Here is a 1,943-nt window from a genome sequence, read left to right as displayed (position 1 = left end):
CACGGATGGGCCGTCGGCCACCATTCGGATCGAACTGCGCCGCGGTGCCACCGTCGCCCAGGTGCACTGGCCGCTGACGGCTGCGGGCGCCTGCGCCGAGTGGCTGCGGGGCTGGCTGCGATGATCCGCATCGAAGCGGTCTGGCTGGCGGTGGCGCCGGTCGATCTGCGCATGGGGCTGGACAGCGCGCTGGCGCGGGTGGTGGCCGTCTTCGGTGCCGCGCAGCCGCACTGGGCGTATCTGTTTGCCAACCGGCGCGGCAACCGGATCAAGGTGCTGGTGCACGACGGCTACGGCCTGTGGCTGGCGGTGCGCCGGCTGCACCGCGGTCGCTTTGCGTGGGTTGCCGCCGGCGAGCGCGTCGCCGTAAGCCGCGAGCAGTTCGATGCCCTCGTGCTGGGACTGCCGTGGCAGCGGCTGGGGGCAGCGGCAGTGGTGAGCGTGCTGTAGAGCGGAGTCGGGCGCAATCGGCGAATCTGCCGATGGCGCACACCGCATCGACACGGCACACTGCCGCCATGATCGATGCTGCCGCTGTCGACCAACTGACCGACGTTCAAGTGCGGGCGCTGGTGTCGCAGTTACTCACCGACCTGCGGCACAAGCAAGCCACCATCGACAAACTCACGCACGAGCTGGCGGTGCTGCGGCGGGTGCGCTTCGGCGTGAAGAGCGAAGCGTTGAGCGCCGGGCAGAGGAGTCTGTTCGAAGAGTCGGTGGACGAAGACCTGGCGGCTTTGGAGGAGCGGCTGGCGCAGTTGCGAGCGCCGGCGGCGGATCGGCCGCGCGGCCAGCCCAAGCGGCTGCCCCTGCCGCCGAATCTGCCGCGGCGAGAGATTTGCCACGAACCTGCATCGACCGTGTGCACTTGTGGTTGCGCCTTGCAACGCATCGGCGAAGACGTGGCAGAGCGGCTGGACTACGAGCCGGGTCGCTTCCAGGTCGAGCGGCACGTGCGCGGCAAATGGGTCTGCGGTGCGTGCCGCACCCTGGTGCAGGCGCCGGTGCCGCCGCAAGTCATCGACAAGGGTTTGCCCAGCACCGGACTGCTGGCCCATGTGCTGGTGGCCAAGTACGCCGATCATCTTCCCTTGTATCGGCAAGAAGCCATCTATGCGCGGGCCGGGGTGGCGCTGTCGCGCTCGACGCTGGCGCAGTGGGTGGGGGCCTGCGGCGCGCAGTTGCAGCCGCTGGTCGATGCCCTGAAGACGGCTTTGCTCGCCCGGTGCGTGCTGCATGCCGACGAGACGCCGGTGCCGGTGCTCGATCCGGGCGCCGGCAAGACGCACCGCGCCACCCTGTGGAGCTATGCCAGCACCGCCTTCGACGGGCTGCGCGGCGTGGTCTTCGATCTGGCCGAGACCCGGGGCGCAGAACATCCGAAGACATTCCTGGGGCCGTGGCGCGGCACGCTGGTGTGCGACGACTACGCCGGCTACAAGGCGCTGTTTGGCACGAACATCGGTGAAGCCGGCTGTCTGGCGCATGCGCGGCGCAAGTTTCACGAACTGCATGTGGCCGGCAAGAGCACCTTGGCCGAGCAGGCGCTGTTGCTCATTGGCAGACTCTACGAGGTCGAGCGCGAGGTCAAAGACCTCGACCCCGACGAACGCAGACGGATTCGACAAAGCAAAGCGCGACCGATCGCCGACGATCTGCACGCCTGGCTCGTCGCGCAGCGGCAGAAGGTGCCCGACGGCTCGGCCACGGCCCGCGCCATCGACTACAGCCTCAAGCGCTGGGGGCCGCTGACGCGGTATCTGGACGACAGCGATCTGCCGATCGACAACAACTGGATCGAGAATCGCATCCGACCGATAGCGCTGGGGCGGGCGAACTGGCTGTTCGCCGGCACGCTGGCCGCGGGGCAGCGCGCGGCGGCGGCGATGAGTCTGATCGGCTCGGCCAGGATGAACGGGCTCGATCCCTACGCCTACCTGAAG

At 68.8% G+C, this 1,943-nt stretch carries 2 protein-coding genes; both read left to right on the top strand.

From position 1 onward, the window contains the following. Nucleotides 1–120: 120 nt before the first annotated feature. Entirely contained in the window at nucleotides 121–450 is a 330-nt protein-coding gene (gene tnpB, locus ACOVRJ_RS12550) for an IS66 family insertion sequence element accessory protein TnpB (RefSeq protein WP_422044186.1), read from the top strand. Nucleotides 451–518: 68 nt separating this feature from the next. Then, nucleotides 519–1,943 (top strand): IS66 family transposase (gene tnpC, locus ACOVRJ_RS12545; protein WP_422044185.1); only part of this gene is annotated, 1,425 nt, incomplete at its 3' end.

Source organism: Roseateles sp., from assembly GCF_049240545.1.
Lineage (GTDB): Bacteria > Pseudomonadota > Gammaproteobacteria > Burkholderiales > Burkholderiaceae_C > Paucibacter_A.
The sequence above is the reverse complement of the archived record's forward strand: the minus strand, read 5'-3'. Positions and strand labels throughout refer to the sequence as shown.